The organism is Pseudomonas sp. SIMBA_067, assembly GCF_046534675.1.
Classification (GTDB): Bacteria; Pseudomonadota; Gammaproteobacteria; order Pseudomonadales; family Pseudomonadaceae; genus Aquipseudomonas; species Aquipseudomonas putida.
Map to the genome: position 1 here is coordinate 1 of NZ_JAWRYH010001062.1, position 247 is coordinate 247.

Consider the following 247-nt stretch of genomic DNA (forward strand, 5'->3'; position numbering starts at 1 on the left):
CTCGCCAAGGATCCTCAACATTGATAATCTGGTGTTGATCATCAATATTTTCGACTTGTTGTACAGTTAGCTGAAAAGGGAGAGCGTCATCTTTTTCAATATTAATGAAAATGGCAAAGTCACCAAAATCATCCAATAAACGGTGCTTATGGCCGTCCCAGCTGTAAACATGATTGCGCGTCATAAAATCAAGCATGAAGCACCTCATCTACAACTTGAATGTCAGCTCCCCTTAGGTCAAAGAAGT

The 247-nt window shown here is 40.5% G+C and carries 1 protein-coding gene; it reads right to left on the reverse strand.

The window, feature by feature from the left end:
• Nucleotides 1–196, reverse strand: a 196-nt coding sequence (locus SB765_RS32490) for a hypothetical protein (protein ID WP_410932875.1), incomplete at its 3' end; no start/stop codon positions are given.
• Nucleotides 197–247 lie beyond the last annotated feature (51 nt).